17 protein-coding genes are annotated in these 16126 nt (G+C 66.7%); 14 read left to right on the top strand and 3 right to left on the bottom strand.

The annotated features are described in order from the left end of the window. Positions 1-129: 129 nt before the first annotated feature. Positions 130-1524, top strand: a complete 1395-nt coding sequence (locus ACNFJ7_RS03105) for a leucyl aminopeptidase family protein (RefSeq protein WP_019371030.1) — start codon at positions 130-132, stop codon at positions 1522-1524. Here ACNFJ7_RS03105 and ACNFJ7_RS03100 read toward each other — a convergent pair. After that, positions 1502-3469, bottom strand: coding sequence for a putative bifunctional diguanylate cyclase/phosphodiesterase (locus ACNFJ7_RS03100; RefSeq protein WP_019371029.1), 1968 nt, complete (start codon positions 3467-3469; stop codon positions 1502-1504). The two genes, ACNFJ7_RS03105 and ACNFJ7_RS03100, sit on opposite strands and share 23 nt — an antisense overlap. Before the next feature lie 43 nt (positions 3470-3512). Next, a complete protein-coding gene (gene tpiA, locus ACNFJ7_RS03095; RefSeq protein ID WP_019371028.1) occupies positions 3513-4259 on the bottom strand; it encodes a triose-phosphate isomerase in 747 nt (248 codons plus the stop codon). Positions 4260-4393: 134 nt separating this feature from the next. Between tpiA and ACNFJ7_RS03090 the strand changes: the two genes are divergently transcribed. Continuing rightward, positions 4394-6379 carry a peptidylprolyl isomerase gene (locus tag ACNFJ7_RS03090; protein WP_019371027.1) on the top strand — a complete coding sequence of 662 codons (1986 nt, stop codon included), beginning with the start codon at positions 4394-4396 and terminating at the stop codon, positions 6377-6379. Further along, positions 6376-7863 carry an anthranilate synthase component I gene (locus tag ACNFJ7_RS03085; protein WP_019371026.1) on the top strand — a complete coding sequence of 496 codons (1488 nt, stop codon included), beginning with the start codon at positions 6376-6378 and terminating at the stop codon, positions 7861-7863. The genes ACNFJ7_RS03090 and ACNFJ7_RS03085 overlap by 4 nt, the downstream gene beginning before the upstream one ends. Positions 7864-7884: 21 nt before the next feature. Here the strand turns inward: ACNFJ7_RS03085 and ACNFJ7_RS03080 are convergent, their stop codons facing one another. Beyond that, a complete protein-coding gene (locus ACNFJ7_RS03080; RefSeq protein WP_019371025.1) occupies positions 7885-8295 on the bottom strand; it encodes a hypothetical protein in 411 nt (136 codons plus the stop codon). Between the two features lie 114 nt (positions 8296-8409). On the opposite strand from ACNFJ7_RS03080, the gene ACNFJ7_RS03075 reads away from it, so the two are divergent. The 11 genes from ACNFJ7_RS03075 to ACNFJ7_RS03025 all read left to right on the top strand — a co-directional run bounded on the left by ACNFJ7_RS03075 (position 8410) and on the right by ACNFJ7_RS03025 (position 16126). After that, the gene (locus ACNFJ7_RS03075) at positions 8410-8997 is read left to right on the top strand and encodes an anthranilate synthase component II (RefSeq protein ID WP_019371024.1); all 588 of its coding nucleotides are present in this window, start codon (positions 8410-8412) and stop codon (positions 8995-8997) included. Positions 8998-9041: 44 nt separating this feature from the next. After that, complete coding sequence (locus ACNFJ7_RS03070; protein ID WP_019371023.1) at positions 9042-9449, top strand: hypothetical protein; 408 nt, start codon at positions 9042-9044, stop codon at positions 9447-9449. Positions 9450-9507: 58 nt separating this feature from the next. Continuing rightward, positions 9508-10503 carry an anthranilate phosphoribosyltransferase gene (gene trpD, locus ACNFJ7_RS03065; RefSeq protein WP_026009384.1) on the top strand — a complete coding sequence of 332 codons (996 nt, stop codon included), beginning with the start codon at positions 9508-9510 and terminating at the stop codon, positions 10501-10503. Then, the gene (gene trpC, locus ACNFJ7_RS03060) at positions 10500-11270 is read left to right on the top strand and encodes an indole-3-glycerol phosphate synthase TrpC (RefSeq protein ID WP_019371021.1); all 771 of its coding nucleotides are present in this window, start codon (positions 10500-10502) and stop codon (positions 11268-11270) included. Before trpD ends, trpC begins: the two co-directional genes overlap by 4 nt. Next, positions 11267-11740 (top strand): cyclic pyranopterin monophosphate synthase MoaC, encoded by a 474-nt coding sequence (moaC, locus tag ACNFJ7_RS03055; protein ID WP_019371020.1) that lies wholly within the window; start codon positions 11267-11269, stop codon positions 11738-11740. The genes trpC and moaC overlap by 4 nt, the downstream gene beginning before the upstream one ends. An 80-nt stretch (positions 11741-11820) precedes the next feature. Then, the gene (gene cobA, locus ACNFJ7_RS03050) at positions 11821-12618 is read left to right on the top strand and encodes a uroporphyrinogen-III C-methyltransferase (protein WP_019371019.1); all 798 of its coding nucleotides are present in this window, start codon (positions 11821-11823) and stop codon (positions 12616-12618) included. Further along, on the top strand, positions 12615-12911 hold the full coding sequence (locus ACNFJ7_RS03045; protein WP_019371018.1) for a DUF2849 domain-containing protein: 297 nt from the start codon (positions 12615-12617) through the stop codon (positions 12909-12911). The genes cobA and ACNFJ7_RS03045 overlap by 4 nt, the downstream gene beginning before the upstream one ends. Then, positions 12908-13300 (top strand): hypothetical protein, encoded by a 393-nt coding sequence (locus tag ACNFJ7_RS03040; RefSeq protein WP_019371017.1) that lies wholly within the window; start codon positions 12908-12910, stop codon positions 13298-13300. Before ACNFJ7_RS03045 ends, ACNFJ7_RS03040 begins: the two co-directional genes overlap by 4 nt. Before the next feature lie 16 nt (positions 13301-13316). Continuing rightward, positions 13317-14951: a nitrite/sulfite reductase gene (locus ACNFJ7_RS03035; RefSeq protein ID WP_026009383.1), complete on the top strand. Its 1635-nt coding sequence runs from the start codon at positions 13317-13319 to the stop codon at positions 14949-14951. After that, on the top strand, positions 14944-15369 hold the full coding sequence (locus ACNFJ7_RS03030; protein ID WP_019371015.1) for a DUF934 domain-containing protein: 426 nt from the start codon (positions 14944-14946) through the stop codon (positions 15367-15369). The genes ACNFJ7_RS03035 and ACNFJ7_RS03030 overlap by 8 nt, the downstream gene beginning before the upstream one ends. Next, entirely contained in the window at positions 15362-16126 is a 765-nt protein-coding gene (locus ACNFJ7_RS03025; RefSeq protein ID WP_019371014.1) for a phosphoadenylyl-sulfate reductase, read from the top strand. The genes ACNFJ7_RS03030 and ACNFJ7_RS03025 overlap by 8 nt, the downstream gene beginning before the upstream one ends.

The following is a 16126-nucleotide window of genomic DNA, read 5'->3' as shown; positions in this document are numbered from 1 at the left end:
GGAAGCGGCCGGCGAATGCGTCAGGAACAGCGGGCAAACCCAAGCGGCGCCAGCATTGTTCCGTAACAATTCAAAATTCGGCAGGCGGACGGGCTAGGCGGAAGGTGCCCGGCGTCCTAGATCAGGAGCATGACGGATCTAAACACGCTCGTTCAGCCCGATCGCGGCCAGGCCGCTCGCACCATCCACCTGATCGACGCCAAGGGCTTTGATGCCTGGCTCGCCGCGCAGCCGCCCCGCCACCGCGCGGCCGCCGCGGCGCAGAAGCTGAGCGCCTCGGCATATTCGAGCGCCATCCTGCCCGGCGATGCACCCGAAGACTGGTCGGTCGTCAGCGTGGTCGCCAATGTCGAGAAGCTTTCGCCCTGGTGCCTAGCCAAGCTGGCCGAGACGCTGCCGGAGGGAAGCTATCGCGTCGAGGGCGTCGAACCCGGCAAGGCGATCTATGGCTGGCTGGTCGCGCAGTACAAGTTCGATCGCTACCGCAAGCCCGATCCCAAGGCCCAGGGTGCGCGGGTGCTGCTCACCGGCGATCCCGTGAAAATGGAAGAGGCGCTGGCGATGGCCGCCGTCACCTTCAAGCTGCGCGACCGGATCAACACCGGCGCCAATGACATGAGCCCCGCCGATCTCGAACAGGCGGGCGCGGAACTGGCCAAGGCATACGGTGCCACCTTCACCGTGGCGAAGGGCGACGAGCTCGAAAAGGGCTATGGCATGCTCTGGGCGGTCGGCAAGGCCGCCGGCGTGGGCCGCGAGCCGCGCCTGATCGAGCTGGAATGGGGCAACCCGGAACATCCCCGCATCGCGATCATCGGCAAGGGCGTGTGCTTCGACAGCGGCGGCCTCGACATCAAGCCGGCCAGCGGCATGCGGCTGATGAAGAAGGACATGGGCGGCGCCGCCCATGCGCTCGCGCTCGCCGAACTGGTCATGCAGAACAAGCTGCCGGTGCGGTTGCACATGCTCGTCCCCGCCGTCGAGAACTCGATCTCCGGCGAGGCGACCCGGCCCGGCGACGTGATGACCTCGCGCAAGGGCATCACCGTCGAGAACAGCAACACCGATGCCGAAGGCCGCCTGATCCTGGGCGATGCGCTGACCAAGGCCGAGGAAAAGAACCCGGAACTGGTGTTCGACTTCGCGACGCTGACCGGTGCCGCGCGCGTGGCGCTCGGCGCGGACCTCCAGGCGCTGTTCGCCAATGACGATACGCTGGCGGCCGAGATCCTGGCAGCGGGCGAGGAAGAGGCCGATCCGATCTGGCGGATGCCGCTCTACGATCCGTACAAGGATCTGCTGAAGTCGGACGTGGCGGACATGGTCAACGCGGCCGAGGGCCCGTTCGGCGGCGCGATCACCGCGGCGCTGTTCCTCAAGGAATTCGTGCCGGCCAAGGCGCAGTGGGCGCATTTCGACATCTTCTGCTGGAACAGCAGCGCCAAGCCCGGCCGCCCCAAGGGCGCCGAGGCGGTAAGCCTGCGCGCCACCTGGAAGGTGCTCAAAGACCGATACGGCGGATGAACTGCTCGGCCGCCGGCGGCACCTTGCCGTCGGCGAGCCATTGTTCGACCTCGGCCTTGTCCATCGGGTGGCCGAAGAGATAGCCCTGCCCTTCGGCGCAGCCCAGGTTGCGCAACGTCTCCGCCGTGTCGACGGTCTCCACGCCTTCCGCCACCACCGGCAGATCGAGCGTTGAGGCCAGGCCGAGGATAGCGCGCACGATGCGCAGCGCTTCCGCGTCCTCGCCGAGCGAGTCGACGAAGGAACGATCGATCTTGATCTTGTCGAACGGCAGCATCCGCAGATGCTGGATCGATGCATAGCCGGTGCCGAAATCGTCGAGGGCGAGCTTCACCCCCTGGTTCTTGAGCGACTCGATGGCCTGGTGCGCCTTGTCCGCATCGACGATCAGCGCGTTCTCGGTGATCTCCACGGTCAGTCGATGCGGCGGGAAGCCGGTCCGCGCGAGCACCGACAGGATTTTGTGGCTCAACCAGGTGTCGCGCAGCTGCCCGGGCGAGATGTTGATGGCGATGCCGACTGCCGCCGGCCATTCGCGCGCGTCGGCGCAGGCGCGGGTAAGCAGATCGAGCATCAGCTTGTTGAGCAGCCCGCACTCCTCGGCGATCGGGATGAACTGATCGGGGCCGATCTCGCCCTGTTCGCGGCGCCAGCGGGCGAGCAGTTCGAAGCCGCGGACATGGCCGGTGCGCAGATCGACGATCGGCTGGTAGCGCGGATAGAAATGCCCTTCGATCAGGGCGTCGCGCATCTCCGCCTCGATGTTCGACCGGCGGCGGATCTCCGCATCCATCTGCGCGGCAAAGGCGCAGTAGCGGCCCTTGCCCGCTTCCTTGGCCTGGTAGAGGGCGACGTCCGCCCGCCGCATCAACGTGTTGGCGTCCTCGCCATCGTCCGGATAAAGCGCGATACCGACGCTGGCGCCGATATGGTGCATTCGATCGTCGATCAGGAACGGGCGCCCGACTTCGCGGACGATCGCATGGGCCACGCTGCGCACGCGATCGGGATCGCCGGCGGAAAAGGGGATGGAGATGGCGAATTCGTCCCCCCCCAGCCGATAGCTCTTGCCGGCATCGCCGACGACCCAGCTGAGCCGCCCGGCCACCGCCCGCAGCAGCTGATCGCCGACCGGATGCCCGTGCACGTCATTGATCGACTTGAACCGATCCAGATCGACCAGCATCAGCCCGAAGGTGCGGTGCTCGGCGACGCGCAGATATTCGGTAAGTGCCCGGCGATTGGGCAGGCCAGTCAGCGGATCGTGATAGGCGAGTTGATGCGCCCGCTGCTCCGCCAGCCGCGCCCGGCGCTGCTCGGCCAGCATGTCCGCGCGGGAGGCGATCACTTCGACGAAGCCGGCATAGCCGGTCTCGAACATGCGCAGCACCACGCCGGAAACGATCAGCATGTCGATCGCCAGCCCGGTCAGGAACCAGTCGCCCGAGGCGAGCAGGCATAGCGTTACCGGCAATGCCCCGCAGCAAAGCACCAGCCGTGCCGCCACCGGAAAGGTCTGCAGGCAGTAGCAGCAGGTGATCGCGCCGATAAAGATGTAGAGCGCGATGCAGGTGCGCCGCGCGAGATCCGCTTCGGCATATAGCAGCAGCGCCCAGCCGCCGAACGCCAGGCTGAGCACCGCCGCCGCGATGATGGTGCCGGTCAGGTATCGCCGGATCGCCCGCAGCGACGGCAGCGCATCGCGCCGGCGGGTGATCCAAAGTCCCGTGCGAATCGTCGCCGCGATCCCGAGCAGTAGCGGCGCCCCGATCGTCAATCGCGGCGATGCGGTGCCGTGAGTCGCAAAGCCGAGAAACAGCGCATCGATGAAGACGAGCACGTACATCAGCGGGATCTGCTGACCGAGCACGCGATACTGCTCGGTCAGAATGGCACGATCCAGCTTTGTCAGTCCAGGCCGGACAAGGCGCATCCGCGAAAGCATGCCGCCTTGTACCGCCAACCTCCCGACAACGGGTTAATTCCGCCTACGCAATTTTCGCGGCGGCTTCGATGATCGGCACGAACTTGGCGGCGGTCAGGCTGGCGCCGCCCACGAGCGCGCCGTCGACATCCTCCAGCGCCAGGATCGACGCCGCATTCGCGCCGGTAACGGAACCGCCGTACAGGATGCGCATATTGCTGGCGGCATCGCCGATCATCCCGCGCAGCTTGGCACGCAAAATGGCGTGCATGGTGGCGATTTCGTCGAGCGTCGGCGTCTTGCCGGTGCCGATCGCCCAGCGGGGCTCGTACGCGATGGTCAGCCAGTCCGGCCCGGCGCCGTCCGGCAACGACTTCTCGATCTGCGACTGAACGATCCGCTCGGCCCGGCCGGCATCGTGCTCGGCTTCGGTTTCGCCGCAGCACAAGATCACCCCGAGACCGTGGCGACGCGCCGCCGCAGCCTTGGCCCAAGCGTCGTGGCTGGTCTCGTGCTGGTCGGCACGGCGTTCGGAATGGCCGACGATCACCACCTTGGCACCGGCTTCGAGCAGCATCGGCGCGGAAACGCAGCCGGTGTGCGCGCCCAGATCGTTCTCGTGCACGTCCTGCGCGCCGATCGGAAGCGAACCGGCCACCTCGCTCGCCAGCGCGATCAGCGTGGCGGGCACGCACAGCAGCACATCGACCTCGGGATGGGCCGACGCTGCCGCGGCGATCGCCTCGATCTCGCCCATATGGCCGCGCAGGCCGTGCATCTTCCAGTTTCCAGCAACCAGCTTCCGACGCATTTTCCACTCCCCTATCGTTTCATACTGCCGATACCGAAGCGTCCGCCCAGCACAAGCACCAATGGTTCGCAGGCGCAGCGAAGCCGCAACGAAGACGGAGCCGTGCGGAATCACAGCCATTGCCGTCCCTGGGGATGAACCCTAAAGCGTGGCAAAAATCCTCGAACGAACGGCTCTTCATGCTCAACGCCTTCCGCAAGTTCACCAAGTCGCGCTACGGCCTGGTGGTCGTGTTCATCTTCCTCGGCCTGCTCGCCTTCGCCTTCACGGCCGGCGACGTAACCGGCCTGCGCAGCTCCGTCACGGGAGCGAGCAGCACGACGCTGGCGAAGGTCGGCAGCACCCAGGTGACCGAGGCGGACGTGCGCGACCGGATCGATCGCCTGATCCGCAACGCCCAGGCCCAGGGCCAGACGGTGACGATGGCGCAGCTTCTGGCACAAGGCGGGTTCGAGGCCGCCGTGTCCGACGCGATCACCTCTGCCGCGATCCAGGAATTCGCGCACGAAAGCGATATGCGCGTTGGCAAGCGGCTGATCGATTCGATCATCGCCAACAATCCGCAATTCGCCGGCATCGACGGCAAGTTCAGCCAACAGACGTTCGAGAGCCTGCTGGCGCAGAACCAGATCATGCCCGGCCAGTTCCGCGATGCGCTCACCAGCCAGCGCTACGCCGCATGGCTGATCGGCCCGGTGACGATGCGCGCCGCCGCGCCCGACGGCGTGGTGCTGCCCTATGCATCGATGCTGCTCGAACGCCGCACCGGCGTGGTCGGCTTCGTCCAGTCGCTGGCGATGGATCCCGGCGCCGATCCGGACCAGAAGACTCTGGCCGATTATTATGGCCGCAATCGCACACGCTATCTGGTGCCGGAACGTCGCGTCGTTCGCTACGCGCTCGCCCGTCCCGAGGCGCTGCAGGCGCAGGCCGCGCCGACCGAAGCGGAAATCGCCGACGCCTATAAGAAGAACGCAAATCGCTACGCCGCGGTGGAGAAGCGGACGATCCAGCTCGTCGCCGCGATCGACCAAGGCGCCGCGCGCAAGATCGCCGATGCCGCCAAGGGTGGTGATATCGCCGCTGCTGCGCAGGCTGCCGGGCTGGAAAGCCGCACGCTCGACGCCGTCGACAAGGCAGCGGCAGCCAAGCAGGTTTCGGCGCCGTTCGCCGACGCCGCATTCGCCGCTCCCGCCAATGCCGTCCAGGGGCCGGTGCGGCTCGGCGCCAGCTGGTACGTCTATCGCGTGAGCAAGACGGAAACCACCGCCGCGCGAAGCCTGGATCAGGTGCGCGGCGAGCTGACCGAAGAAGTGCGCAAGCGCAAGCTGGCTGCGCTGCTGGCCGAGACGCGCCAGTCGATCGAGGACGGCATCGGCGACGGCAAGACCTTCGAAGAAGCGGTCCGCGATGCCAAGCTGACCGCCGCGAGCACCCCCGCGCTCACCGCTGCCGGCACCAACCCGGATACCCCGGATACGCCCGCCGATCCCAATCTCACAGCGATCACCAAGGCGGGCTTCGGCTTCGAACAGGCCGGCGACGAGCCGCAGGTGGTGCCGGTCGGCGAGGACGGCGGATTTGCCGTGGTGTCGCTGGAGCGCATCGTTCCCGCCGCCCCCCGCCCGCTCGCCCAGATCACCGAAAAGGTGAAGGCAGATTATCTGCTGGATCAGGCGCTGGCCAAGGCCCGCGCTGCCGCCACCGCGATGCTGCCCAAGCTGCAAAAGGGCGTTCCGATGGCGCAGGCGCTCGCCGAAGCGGGCGTTACCAAGGGCGCGGCGCCCAAGCCGTTCGACCTCAAGCGCAGCGAGCTGCGCGACAAGGAGAACTTCGTGCAGATGGCATTCGACATGCCGGCCAAGACGGCCCGCCTGGTCGAGGCGCCGAACCGCGCAGGCTATTATGTCGTCTATGTCGACACCATCCAGCCAGGCAACGCCACCGGCGATGCAGCCGCCATCGCGCCGCTGCGCAACGCGCTGAACCAGCTGGGCGCTGCGGAATATGAGCGGCAGTTCTCCGCCGCGGTCGCCAAGGCGGTGACGATCCGCCGCAACGAAAACGCGATTGCGCGCCTGCGCGCCGATCTCCAGCGCCAGGGCGCCGGCGGCCAGTGATCCAGGAGATCGACGCCGCCCGCGCCGCGCTGGCCGCCGGACGCCCGGCGCTGGTTTGGCGTCAGCAGCTGGCCGATACGGAAACCCCGGTCGCCGCCGCGCTGAAGCTGATCGAGCCCGGTCGCGGGGATTTCCTGCTCGAATCGGTCGAGGGCGGATCGGTGCGAGGGCGGCACAGCCTGATCGGGCTCGCCCCCGATCTCGTGTTTCGATCCACCGGCACACGGGCCGAGATCAACCGCAACTGGCTCACCGATCGCACCGCGTTCGTGCATGCCGGCGATGCGCCGCTGGCGGCGCTGCGGGGGCTGGTCGCCGATTGCAGGATGGACGTCCCGGAGTCGCTGCCGCGCGCGCTCGCCTGCCTGGTCGGCTATTTCAGCTACGAGACGATCGGCTTGGTCGAAACGCTGCCGCGCCCCGCCCAGAGCACGGTGGATGTGCCCGACATGATTTTCGTGCGCCCGACGGTGCTGCTCGTGTTTGATCGTCTGGCGGACTCGCTGTTCATCGTCGCCCCGGTGTGGCCGGGATCGGACCCGGACACCGCCGCCGAGCGTATCGACGCGGTCTCCGCGCAGCTTGCCAGGGCGCCGCTGCCTGCGCCGGTTCGTGCCGACCCGATCGCGATTGAGCCTACGCCGGTGCTGCCGGCCGGTCGCTATGCCGAAATGGTTGCCGCGGCGAAGGAATACATCTCGGCGGGCGATATCTTCCAGGTGGTGCTGGCACAGCGCTTCACCACGCCGTTCACGCTGCCGCCGTTCGAGCTTTATCGGGCGCTACGGCGGATCAACCCCTCGCCGTTCCTTTACCATCTTGATCTGCCCGGCTTCAGTCTGACCGGATCGAGCCCCGAAATCCTGGTGCGCGCGCGAGACGGGGAAATCACCATCCGGCCGATCGCCGGCACGCGGCCGCGTGGCCGCACCGCCGCGGAAGACGAGGCGAACCGCACGTCGCTGCTCGCCGATCCCAAGGAGCGGGCCGAGCATCTGATGCTGCTCGACCTGGGCCGCAACGATGTCGGCCGCGCGGCAGCCCCCGGCAGCGTTCGCGTGACGGACAGCTATACGGTGGAATTCTACAGCCACGTCATGCACATCGTATCGAATGTGGTGGGCCGGTTGCGCGACGATGCGGATGCGATCGACGCGCTGTTCGCCGGCTTCCCTGCCGGTACGGTGAGCGGCGCGCCGAAAGTCCGCGCCTGCCAGATCATCGCCGAGCTGGAACCGGAGACGCGCGGGCCTTATGCCGGCGGCGTCGGCTATTTCTCGCCCGATGGATCGATGGACTCGTGCATCGTCCTACGCACCGCGCTGGTGAAAGACGGCGTGATGCATGTTCAGGCCGGTGCCGGCATCGTCGCCGATTCCGATCCGGCCTATGAACAGCGGGAATGCGAAGCGAAGTCGGGCGCGCTGTTCGCGGCCGCGCGCGAGGCGGTTGCCCGCGCCGCGGAAGCGGGCTTCGGCCAGTAGCCCGCCCCCCGCCGCGGCCGATCAGGGCACGCGCGAGGCGGCGGCTTCCTTATCCAGCTTCTCCTGATACCAGCGCTGCAGCATCTGGCGGGTGCAGCCGGTCTGGCCGCCGGTGCCCACCGGCGAACAGCTGTTCGGCATGCCGCGGCTGTTCACTTCCTCCACCACTTCCATGCGACGCGTCCAGCTGGTCGATGGCGCGTCCTGCTTGGGCTGATCGCGGAACCGCTTGGGAATGCGATAGGGCGACTCGCCAGCGTTCGAACATACGACGATCTCGTCGGGCGAGGCCGGCTTGGGGCAGCTGTCGTCGTTGTAGAGAAGGATGCTGCGGACCCGCTTGGGCGGGCCCTCCGCTGCATTCTGATCCTGTGACTGGGCGAAAGCGGGGGCGGCAAGCAGGGCGGCGGCAATCATCACGCGAGCGAACATCGAATACTCCTGAACATCGGCAACGCCCCTGCGCGCCGGTACCGGCTGCCAACGCACTGTGGCGGCGACAAGGCCGGATTGTGCTGCGGCCCTCGAGCGCCTAGGTCAGGCGCCATGATCCTGGTTATCGACAATTACGACAGCTTCACCTGGAACCTCGTCCATTATCTCATGGACCTGGGGGTGGAGGTGAAGGTGGTGCGCAACGACGCGTTGACCGCCAACGAAGCCATCGCCAGCAATGCGCAGGGTTTCCTGATCTCGCCCGGCCCGTGCACGCCCAATGAAGCGGGGATCAGCCTCGATCTCGTCGCCGCCTGCGCCGATCTGGGCAAGCCGCTGCTCGGCGTCTGCCTCGGCCACCAGTCGATCGGCCAGCATTTCGGCGGCAGCGTGGTGCGCGGCGGGCTGATGCACGGCAAGACCTCGCCTGTTTCGCACGATGGCACCGGCCTGTTCACCGGCCTCCCCTCGCCGTTCACCGCAACGCGCTATCACTCGCTTATCGTCACCGAAATTCCGGATACGCTGGTCGTGAACGCCACCGCACAAGACGGATCGGTGATGGGATTCCGCCATCATAGCCTGCCGATCCACAGCGTGCAGTTCCATCCCGAAAGCATCGCCACCGAACATGGCCATGCGATGCTCGCCAATTTCCTACGCCTCGCCGGAATCGCCGACACGGCGGCCGCTGCCTGAGCTTTTTCAGCCGCCGTTCATGGCGATCATGCTATACGAGCGCCATGAAGAGGATCCTCCCTGCCCTGCTCGCCGGTGCCGCGCTGCTCGCGGCGCCCGTCGCTCAAGCCCAGCGCACGCGCGACACGCCCGATGCCAAGCTGGCAAAGCTGCTCGAAGGGCGAGTCGCCGGCACGCCCGTCGACTGCATCAGCCTGTCGCGGACGGGCTCGAGCCAGATCATCAGTGGCAAGGCGATCGTCTATCGCAGCGGCAGCACGCTCTATGTCAACGAGCCGCGCGGCGGCGCCGATCAGCTGGACGACAATTCGATCCTGGTGACCAACACGTTCGGCGCGCAGCTGTGCAGCATCGATATCGTCCGGCTGATCGACCGCGCATCCTTCTTCCCGCGCGGCTTTGTGAATCTCGGGAAGTTCGTGCCCTACACCAAGCCCAAAAAGGCAAACTAGCGCGGCCGAACAGAGGATTTGCTCGACAGGCTGGCCGCGCCCCGGAATAGAAGGCGGCGTGACCAGCCTAGCCATGCTTCCCGATCCCACGTCGCCTTTGGCCCGCGAGAGCGCCGCCCAGGCCTTTGCCGACATCCTCGACGGCACCGCGCCCGAAGCCGCGATCGAAGCCTTTCTGATCGCGCTGTCGATCCGCGGCGAGACCAGCATCGAAATCGCCGAAGCGGCACGCGCGCTGCGGGCCCGGCTGATCCCGGTCACCGCGCCGGAGGGGGCAATCGACGTCTGCGGAACCGGTGGCGACGGGCACCACACGCTCAACGTTTCCACCGCCGTCAGCCTGGTGGTCGCCGCAGCCGGCGTGCCGGTTGCCAAGCACGGCAACCGCGCGGCTTCGTCCAAGGCAGGCGCGGCGGATACGCTGGAGGCGCTGGGGCTGAATCTCGATCGCGCCGCCGCGCGCGCCGAGCAGAGCCTGAACGAAATCGGCATCGCCTTTCTGTTCGCGCAGCACCACCACCCCTCGCTGGCCCGCATTGCGCCGATCCGCCGCCGCATCGGGCGCCGAACGATCTTCAACTTGATGGGGCCGCTCGCCAATCCGGCGCATGTCCGGCACCAGTTGATCGGCATCGCGCGGCCCGATTATGCCCCGGTCTATGCCGAGGCGCTGGAGCAGCTCGGCGTCGAGGCGGCGGCGATCGTCTCCGGCGAAGACGCCCTCGACGAACTTTCGACCGAGACGGCCAGCGTGGTGGTGAATGTCGGGCGGGCCGCGCTGCCCAGCCGCATCACGCCAGAAGATGCCGGCCTGCCCCGCCATCCGCTGGCAGCGATCCGCGGCGGCGATCCGGAATATAATGCCCTTGCCCTTCGCCGCCTGCTCCAGGGGGAGCCCGGCGCCTATCGCGACGCGGTGCTGCTCAACGCGGCGGCCGCCCTGATGGTCGCCGGCCGCGCCGACACGCTGCGCGAGGGCGTGGAGGAAGCCGCAGAAATGCTCGACAACGGGCTTGCCAACGCGCTGCTCGACTGCTGGATCGCCTTCGCATGAGCACCATCCTCGATACGATCATCGCCACCAAGCGCACCGAAGTCGCCGCCCGCAAGACGGCCCCGCGCGCATGGCCCACGCCCACGGCACCGCGCGGCTTCAAGGCGGCGCTAGACGCGCGCGTCGCGGCGGGTGGCTATGGGCTGATCGCCGAGATCAAGAAGGCCAGCCCCTCCAAGGGCCTGATCCGCGCGGATTTCGATCCGCCGGCGCATGCCCGCGCCTATGCGGCAGGCGGCGCCACGTGCCTCTCGGTGCTGACCGACCGGGACTATTTCCAAGGCGATGACGCGTATCTCGTCGCAGCCCGTGCTGCGTGCGACCTCCCGGTGATCCGCAAGGACTTCCTGATCGATCCATGGCAGGTCGAGGAATCGCGAGCGATGGGCGCAGACGCGATCCTGATCATCGTCGCCGCGCTGGAAGACAGCCAGATGGCGGAGATCGAAGCGGCCGCAATCGAACAGGGCCTCGATGCGCTGGTCGAGGTACACGACGCCGACGAATTGGAACGCGCGCTCAAGCTTCAGTCGCGCCTGATTGGCGTAAACAACCGTAATCTCAAGACCTTCGAAGTCGATATGCAGAAGACCTATGAGCTGGTTCGCCACGCACCCAAGGACTGCACCTTCGTCGCCGAGTCCGGGCTCAACACGCGCGCCGACATCGACGCGATGGCTGCACATAACGTTCGCTGCTTTCTGATCGGGGAATCGCTGATGCGACAGGCCGATGTCGAGGCGGCGACGCGGGCGCTGGTCGGGTGAGCGGGCTCACGCATCTGGACGCGCAGGGCGCTGCGCACATGGTCGATGTCGGCGGGAAGGCGATCACCGCGCGCGAGGCGGTAGCGCGGGGCCGCATCACCATGTCGGCCGAAGCCGCCGCCGCAATCCGCGCGGGCAGCGTGAAGAAAGGCGACGTACTCGCAACCGCGCGCATCGCGGGCATTATGGCAGCGAAGCGAACGGCCGAACTGATCCCCCTGTGCCACCCCCTGCCGCTTACCCGCGTCGCTCTCGATCTCGATCTGGACGAAGGCGGCGTGACCGTCACCGCGACCGCCGCCACCGAAGGCAAGACCGGTGTGGAAATGGAAGCGCTCACCGCCGTATCGGTCGCGCTGCTGACGCTCTACGACATGGCCAAGGCGCTGGATAAGGGCATGGTGCTGGGCGACATCCGCCTGCTGACCAAGACCGGCGGCAAATCGGGCGACTGGCGCGCCGGGGACTGAGGCTCCCCCGAAAGAATCCCTTCGGCGGCCCCAAAGGATCCTCCATTGCCCCTTGGCCACCATCGGCCCATTTGGGCAGCATGGCATCGCTTCTCGATCCCCAATCGCGCGGACGCGTGATCCTTGTCGGCGCCGGCCCCGGCGACCCGGGCCTGCTCACCGTTCGTGCCGTCGAAGCGCTGAAAGCGTGCGACGTGCTGGTCCATGACGGGCTGGTCGACGAGCGCGTGCTCGATCTAGCGCCGCAGGCACACCGAATTTCGGTCGCCAAGCGCCGGTCGCAACACACGCTGCCGCAGGAATCGATCAACGCACTGATCGTCGCGCATGTGAAGACCGGCGCGGTCGTCGTTCGCCTCAAGGGCGGCGACCCGTTCATCTTCGGGCGTGGCGGCGAAGAAGTGGAGGCCGTGCGCGAAGCCGGGCTGCCGGTCGAAGTGATCCCAGGCGTCTCCGCTGCGCTCGGGGCAGCCGCCGAAGCGATGCTGCCGCTCACCCATCGCGACTGGTCGAGCGCGGTGAGCTTCGTCGCCGGCCAGTGCAAGGGGCTGACGGACCAGGACTGGTCCGGGCTCGCCGGCAAAGGCCGTACGCTGGTGATTTACATGGGCGTAGCGACGGCGTCCGCCATTGCCGACAAGCTGATGGCCGATGGCGTCGCTCCCGACATGCCGGTGGCGGTGTTGGAACGCGCGACCCTGGCGGGGCATCGCGCGCTGCGCACGCTGCTCGCCGATCTGGGCCCGATGGTGGAGCAGGAAGCCGTGAAGAGCCCGGCGATCATCGTCGTCGGCGAGGTGGTGCTGCTGGCCGATGCGCAGGACAGGCTGTCTCGCTGGGCGCGCACTGCCGAGATTCTGGGGGAAGAACAGGCATGAAACTCCTGACAGGAAACGATCTTTTCACCGGCGATGTCATCTGGTGGGCCGGCGAAGGCTGGTCGCGCCACATCGCCGATGCGGTGGATGTTGGCGACAAGGGCGATGTGCTTGCAGCGACGGAAGAGGCCGCACGCCGCGTGAACGTACCCTATGTGATCGAGGCCGAAGCGACGTCGGAAGGCCCGCGGCCCGCGCACATCAAGGACCGCATCCGCGCGCTCGGCCCAACCGTCCGCGCGGACCTGACGCTCAAGCCCGCCGACCCGGCAGCGGGAAGTTGGGTGATATGATCACCGGGCTGACAGTCGCTGCGGTAAGCGTCACGGCCCAAGCCGTCGCGCCGACCGTTGCGATCGAACAGACCTATTTGAAAGCTGCGCCCGGCCGACGTGCGGCGCTGATCCGCTTCATCGAGCAGAACTGGTTCGTGATGGATGAGGAAGCCGTCCGCCAGGGCCTATTCACCAGCTATGCGGTATATGAAGGCGGCGGGACGGACTGGGACGTAATGGTCACGGTCGGCTACCCCGATGCGCGAGGCTATGACGCGCCCGGAACCGCCGCCGCGTTCGAAGCAATTCGCGCACGGCATCGCACGGTGCTGGTCGATGGGCGCGGCTTGCGCGACCTTGGGACGATTGTCGGCAGCCGACGGCTTCGCCTCGGCGCCCATCGCTGAATTTCGGGAAACGACGATGTACAAATATGACGAATACGACGCTTCGATCGTCGCCGCCCGAGTCGAGGAGTTCCGCGACCAAGTGCAGCGCCGTCTGGCGGGGCATCTGACCGAGGATCAGTTCAAGCCGCTGCGGTTAATGAACGGACTTTATCTGCAGCTGCATGCCTATATGCTGCGCGTCGCGGTGCCCTATGGCACGCTCGACAGCCGGCAGATGCACATGCTGGCGCATATCGCCCGCAAATATGATCGCGGCTATGGCCATTTCACAACCCGTCAGAACCTCCAGTACAACTGGATCAAGCTGGAGGACGCACCCGACATTCTCGCCGAGCTGGCGACGGTGGAGATGCATGCCATTCAGACCAGCGGCAACTGCATCCGCAACATCAGCTCGGACCAGTTTGCCGGCGCTGCGGCCGACGAGATCACCGATCCGCGCCCCTGGGCCGAGCTGCTTCGCCAGTGGAGTACGTTTCACCCTGAATTCAGCTATTTGCCGCGAAAATTTAAGATAGCGGTGATCGCGAGCGACACGGATCGCGCGGCGATGCGGCTGCACGACATCGGTATCCAGATCGTGCGGAACGACGCAGGCGAGCTGGGCGCGCGAATCTATGCCGGCGGGGGGATGGGCCGCACCCCGATGATCGCACCGCTGATCAAGGATTTCGTGCCGTTCGCCGATTTCGTCAGCTATCTGGAGGCGTGCCTGCGCGTCTACAATCGCTACGGCCGGCGCGACAACATCTACAAAGCCAGAATCAAGATACTCGTCCATGCCATTGGTGCAGAAGAATATTCTCGGCAAGTTGAGGAGGAGTTCCAGGCAGTGAAGGCGCTGGGCATCGATCCGCCGCAGGCCGAGTTCGACCGCATCGCCGCGCATTTTGCGCCGCCGCCGTTCGAAGCCGGTCTTGCCGACGCCGTCGATCGCAGCGACCCCGATTTCGCCGTATGGCTCGATCAGAACGTTCATGCCCACAAGGTGCCGGGCTATGCCGTCGTCACGATCAGCCTCAAGCCCACCGGCGGCATTCCCGGCGACGCTTCTGCCGACCAGATCGACCTGATGGCCGATCTCGCCGAGCGCTACAGCTTCGATGAGCTGCGCGTTACCCATGCGCAGAACATCGTCCTGCCGCATGTCCGAAAGGCTGACCTGTACGCCATCTGGACCGCGCTACGCGATGCAGGGCTGGCCGAAGCCAATCTCGACCTGATCAGCGATATCATCGCCTGCCCCGGGCTCGATTATTGCAGCTTGGCCAACGCCCGATCGATCCCGCTCGCGCAGAAGATCAGTCAGCGCTTTGCCGATCCCGTGCGCCAGCGCGACCTGGGCGAACTCAAGCTCAAGATCTCGGGCTGCATCAATGCCTGCGGCCATCACCATGCCGGCCATATCGGCATTCTGGGCGTCGACCGGAAAGGCACCGAGAATTACCAGCTGTTGCTCGGCGGATCGGGCGCGGAGGATGTGAGCCTGGCCGACATTACCGGCCCCGGCTTCAGCGAGGATGGCGTGGTCGACGCGATCGAGCGCGCCACCAACGTCTATGTCCGCGAACGCACGCCCGGCGAGCGCTTCGTAGACACCTATCGCCGGATCGGCATGGCACCGTTCAAGGAGGCCATTTATGGTTGAGTTTCTGCGCTACCGCGACGACGAGGCGCATGACGAGCCCGCCGTCACGCTCGACAGCTTCCTCGGCCAGTCGAACGCCACAGCGGTGCGGATCGAATCCGGTGAGGATGCGCGCGCGCTGCTGGCGCATCTCGATCGGATCGCGCTGATCGAAGTGAGTTTCCCCAGCTTCCGCGACGGCCGCGGCTATTCCACCGCCCGCATCCTGCGCGAGGCGGGCTATATCGGCGAGTTGCGCGCCCAGGGCGACGTGCTCGTCGATCAGATCCCGCTGATGCGGCGCTGCGGCTTTGACAGCTTCGCGCCAAACGCCCCGGTTGACGAGGGCACGCTTGCCGCCGCGCTGGAGCGCTACGACTTCCGCTACCAGGCCGCAGCGGACCCGGTGGCGCCGGTGTGGAAGCTGCGGCATGGCTGAAGTCGCGCGCCAGATCGACCGGATTGATGTCGCCCCGCGCTTCACCGAAGCGGATGCCATCCGGCTGAACAACCTGTTCCGCGGCGCGAGCACGCAGGAGATGCTGCGCACCGTGCTGGCGGAGCAGATGGCCGGCGATGTGGCGATCGTCTCCTCGTTCGGCGCGGAATCGGCGGCGCTGCTGCACCTGGTCGCCAGCATCGACCCCACCGTGCCGGTGCTCTTCCTCGACACGGGCAAGCATTTCCCGGAGACGCTGGCCTATCGCGATCTGCTTGCCGAGCGGCTAGGGTTGCAGGATCTGCGCAACCTGCGGCCCGATCCGGAGATTCTGGCCAAGCGCGATGCCACCGAACTGCGCTGGTCCTACGATCCCGATGGCTGTTGCGAGATCCGCAAGGTGCAGCCGCTGGCGGCGGGCCTCGCCGGTTTCGACGCGACCATCACCGGCCGCAAGGCGTTCCAGGCGAGTACCCGCGCCGCCCTGCCCCGCTTCGAGCTGGACGGCGATCGGCTGAAGATCAACCCGCTGGCGGATTGGACCAAGGCCGATCTCGACGCCTATTTCGTCGCGCACGACCTGCCGGTGCATCCGTTGGTAGCACAAGGCTATCCCTCGATCGGCTGCGCGCCCTGCACCAGCATGGTCAAGCCCGGCGAAGATCCCCGCGCCGGGCGCTGGCGCGGCTGGGACAAGACCGAATGCGGGATCCACACCCCGGTTGACGGCGAGGATCCCAACCAGCCGGCTTTCTGA

This window comes from Sphingomonas sp. HT-1 (assembly GCF_048568905.1).
GTDB lineage: Bacteria > Pseudomonadota > Alphaproteobacteria > Sphingomonadales > Sphingomonadaceae > Sphingomonas.
The sequence above is the reverse complement of the archived record's forward strand: the minus strand, read 5'-3'. Positions and strand labels throughout refer to the sequence as shown.